Raw genomic sequence first — 4,161 nt, 5'->3', positions numbered from 1 at the left:
TAAATAGGCAATGCGATAATCATCATGAACACGGCCGTCAGGAGTCAAGCGATCAGTGGCACCAAGACCATTTTCGACTATAAAAAGAGGTTTTTGATAACGATCATACAAATTTATCAATGTTAGTCGTAACCCAATCGGATCGATTTGCCAGCCCCATTCGTTTTCGGGCAAGTATTTATTGTAAACTCCAGTTGTCCGATTAGCTTTAGTCACCTGCAAGTTTGAAGTATCATAGGCCGCACAAACTGAGGAATAATAAGAAAAAGCAACAAAATCAGCTGTGTTCTGGCTCAATAACTTTAATTCATCCTGCGTCATTTTGATGTTGAGTCCCAAGTTTTTAATTTTATTGAGCAAGGCGTTAGGATACTTTCCCCTAATTTGAACATCACTAAAAAGATAACTCTCACGCATAATTTCTGTTGCTGCTAACGCATTTCGCGGATCACTGTTATAAGGATAGACCATTGTACTGGTGATCATCCCACCGACTTGTAAATCAGAATAGTTTTGATGAATGTATTTCGTTATCTTAGCAGAGGCAACGAACTGGTAATGCATTGCCTGGTAGATTACTTCTTGAAAATTTTTGTTAGGAAAACGATCCTTGACTAATCCAGCTGAAGAATATGGGTGTCTGATAATGCTATCAATTTCATTTATTGGTATCCAATATTTTACTTGGTTATGATACCGATCGATAACAGTCTTAGCAAACCGATAAAAATAATCAATTAACTTTGGATCATACCAAGCATCATAGTTCATTACTAAATTAAGTGGCATCTCGTAATGGGATAACGTAATAATAGGCTGAATTCCGACTTCATGCATTTTGCGAAAAAGACGGTCATAAAATTCTAAACCTTGTTTATTAGGGTTAGTATCATCCCCATTAGGAAAAATTCTACTCCAAGCAATTGAAGTTCTAATTGCCTTAATTCCAGTTTGTGCTAGCAGTTCAAGATCTTTTTCATAGTAATGATAAAAATCTACACCATGTCTTTTGCCCCATTTTCTGGAGCTTTGATCTTTGATAGCGGTCAAAATTTTTTGAGTAGTCATATCATTAACTTTTTGGTAATCAGTCACATCTATTTGTGGTTGATATTGCTCACAATCAGCAATCGATATGCCTTTCCCATCTTCATTCCATGCGCCTTCTACTTGGTTAGCCGAAGTAGCGGCTCCCCATAGAAACCCTTTTGGTAGGTAAAAATATTCCATAATTACTCCCTATGCTAAAACTAAAACAGGATCATCTATTGTAACTTTCTTTGCTTCATCTGAAGTAGTTTGTACAGGTAAAACTTGCAAAAAATCCTGGGTGTTAGTGATAATCATCATGATTGTAGGATCATAGCCAGCTTCCTTAATCTTATCTAGGTCAAACTCAATTAGTTCCTGACCTGCTGTAACTTTTTGTCCTTTTTCAACTAGCTGCCTAAATCCCTGACCCTTTAATTCAATCGTATCAATACCAATATGGAGTAAAATATCAGCATTATTATCGAGGTGAAGGCCAATAGCATGCCCAGTTTTAAAAGTTGCTGTCACAATACCATTGCCAGGTGCATAAAGCCTTCCGCTGGCGGGAATAATCGCTATACCTTGTCCCATTACGCCACTAGCAAAAGTGGTATCATCAACTTTTGAAAGATCCTCAATTTGACCATATGCCGGTGCATTGAGAGCATGCTCTGATGACTTATTTACAGCATCATTTTGCTTTTCTTGCGACTTTGTTTTTTCATCTGCTGGATCATCAAAGCCAATGAGCCAAGTAGCAATGAAGGTAACAATCGTGGCAACAATCATAACAATAATAGCCTGAATAACAAAGTTTTCTGTCTTTGAAACCCACATAGGTAAACTCAAAATCGCAGGCGTCACATAAATATAGGCTTTAAGTTTGAGAAAGCTAGCCACTAAGCCAGCAACAGCACCACCAATCATTGCTCCGTACATTGGCTTCTTAAGTTTTAAATTAACCCCAAATAATGCCGGTTCGGTGATACCACCCAAAAAGGCTGTTGCACTTGAAGACAAAGCCAGCGATTTTAATTTTTGATCTTTACTTTTAAGTCCGACAGCTAAAGCTGCAGAGGCTTGAGAAATATTAGAGCAAAGAGCTACAACACGAATTATCGGATCAAATCCTTGTTCCGCAACGAGTTGAATACTAATCGGAGATAGTGCTTTATGAATTCCTACTGAAACTAACCAAGGATAAGCCGCAGCTAGGATAGGAATAGCAATGAATCCTGCATGATGGAAAAGCCACATTGAAATAAACGCGATTCCCTGAGAAATCCAATTAGACAGTGGCCCAATAATTAAGAAAACTAACGGTGCAGTTATAAGCATTGTTAGCATCGGCTCCATAAAAACTTTAATCATTCCTGGAGTAATTTTCTTAACCCACTGATAAATATAGGACATAATCCAAACAGACAAAATTGCTGTGATTAAAGTTGATGAATACTGGATTAAGGGAACTTGTATTCCGAAAAACTTAAATGGTTTATTCGCAGTGACGATTTGTACCCAGTTAGGATTAACAGTTACCAGGCCAATAAAAGCACCTAACATGCTATCCGTATTAAAAATTTTTGCTGCCGAAAAGCCAACATAAGCGGGAATAAAATAATAGCCAGTATCAAAGATTAGGTTTAGCAGCTGATAAGTTTGGCTTTTATCCGATAAAACATTTGTGATCGTTAGAATGAGCAATAAGACTTTCCCCATCCCGGCTCCTGCCAATAAAGGAATGGCAGGAGCAATAGATCCAGTAATCGCACCAATAATTTTATCAAATAGATGCCCTCCAGTTTGCTTGGTACCCTCAGCTGGCTTAAGTTTAATCATTGATATTAGCTCATTATAAACTTCGTCAACATTGTTACCGATTACTAGCTGATATTGACCGCCCTTCTTGACCACTTGTAAAATGCCCGATATTGATTCGGCTTTTTGATCATCAGCTTTATTTTCATCTTTTAAAACAAAGCGCAGCCGAGTCGCACAATGAACGACTGACTGAATATTATCTTCTCCTCCGATTGCTTGCAAGATCTGTTGAATCATTGCCTGATATTTCATTTTTGATTCCTCGTTTCTGTAGTTATTTTATTAATATGAATGGCTAAATACATAACTTCTTCATTACTCAGGTTATATGAGTAATTTTGGTGAATAAATTTTTTAATTTCTAGTGCGCATTCGTAAGCTGCAACATCACTATTTTTGATAACTGCCAAAATTTCTTTACTTAAATCGCCAAAGCCATGGCTTTTTTGCCCATACATCATGTATTTCCAGAAAAATTTTAGGTGTAAAACAAAACGGTTATAGCTCAGAGATTGACAATCAAGGTCTAAGTCAAAATAGAAACGGACTAGTTTGGTAATTTCCTTAATGAAATTAACCGATTGACGAAAATCATTGATATCATTGCCTAACTCCCCACTAATAATATGGACCGCAATAAAACCTGCCTCATCCTCAGGAAATTTCAACTTAAATTGATCATTTAAGAGTTTCAAAGCCCAAAGCCCATAATGATATTCCTTGGGATAATAATTTTGAATTTCCCATAAAAAATTATTATTCAAATATAGCCCCTTTTTCCCCCTCTCAACACTGGTGGCCAAGTGATCCGTCAAAGTTAGATAAACACTATCGGCTAATTCAATGTTTTCTTCTTTTTTTAAGCGATCAACAATTTTCTGGGCTATTTGGAAAAAGATTGGCTCAGTTTCATGAATCGTTTGTAATAAAAGCTTTTTCTCTTGGTTATTAAAAGCCGTAAAAACTTTATAAATTTTTGTTCGATCAATTTCATCTCCTATTTTTTTGCCATAGGCAATTCCCTTACCCAAAACGATCATTTCCGCTCCTTCTTTATTATTAACGATGACACTGCCGTTATTGAGTATTTTCCTAATCCTCATTCCTACTCCTTTTAAAAACAAAAAGGCCCACCTATCCCATATTTGGGGATAAGCGAGCCTTGCACCGTCTTAGCGGTTAACAATTTCACTTTTTTCACTTGTCTTAATCATAATAACGCTTACAGCTATCTAAAGCAAGGTAATTTGCTAGATTTGCCGAGTAAAAAACTTGTATTTCACAATCTGTGTCATACAAGTTTCTTCT

At 36.6% G+C, this 4,161-nt stretch carries 3 protein-coding genes; all 3 read right to left on the bottom strand.

Annotation, left to right across the window (positions count from 1 at the left end; genetic code table 11):
- On the bottom strand, positions 1 to 1,230 hold a 1,230-nt coding region (locus tag Q0K80_RS09970; RefSeq protein ID WP_294605942.1), incomplete at its 3' end, for a glycoside hydrolase family 1 protein.
- Positions 1,231 to 1,239: 9 nt separating this feature from the next.
- On the bottom strand, positions 1,240 to 3,105 hold the full coding sequence (locus Q0K80_RS09965; RefSeq protein WP_294605940.1) for a PTS beta-glucoside transporter subunit IIBCA: 1,866 nt from the start codon (positions 3,103 to 3,105) through the stop codon (positions 1,240 to 1,242).
- Positions 3,102 to 3,956 (bottom strand): PRD domain-containing protein, encoded by an 855-nt coding sequence (locus tag Q0K80_RS09960; RefSeq protein ID WP_220219812.1) that lies wholly within the window; start codon positions 3,954 to 3,956, stop codon positions 3,102 to 3,104. The genes Q0K80_RS09965 and Q0K80_RS09960 overlap by 4 nt, the downstream gene beginning before the upstream one ends.
- Positions 3,957 to 4,161 lie beyond the last annotated feature (205 nt).

The sequence above is a fragment of the uncultured Lactobacillus sp. genome (genome assembly GCF_945290125.1).
GTDB classification, from domain to species: domain Bacteria; phylum Bacillota; class Bacilli; order Lactobacillales; family Lactobacillaceae; genus Lactobacillus; species Lactobacillus rizhaonensis.
The sequence above is the reverse complement of the archived record's forward strand: the minus strand, read 5'-3'. Positions and strand labels throughout refer to the sequence as shown.

Coding starts and splice junctions, on each gene's coding strand:
- Q0K80_RS09965 (WP_294605940.1), bottom strand. CDS start 3,105: ATGAAATATCAGGCAATGATTCAACAGATCTTGCAAGCAATCGGAGGA.
- Q0K80_RS09960 (WP_220219812.1), bottom strand. CDS start 3,956: ATGAGGATTAGGAAAATACTCAATAACGGCAGTGTCATCGTTAATAAT.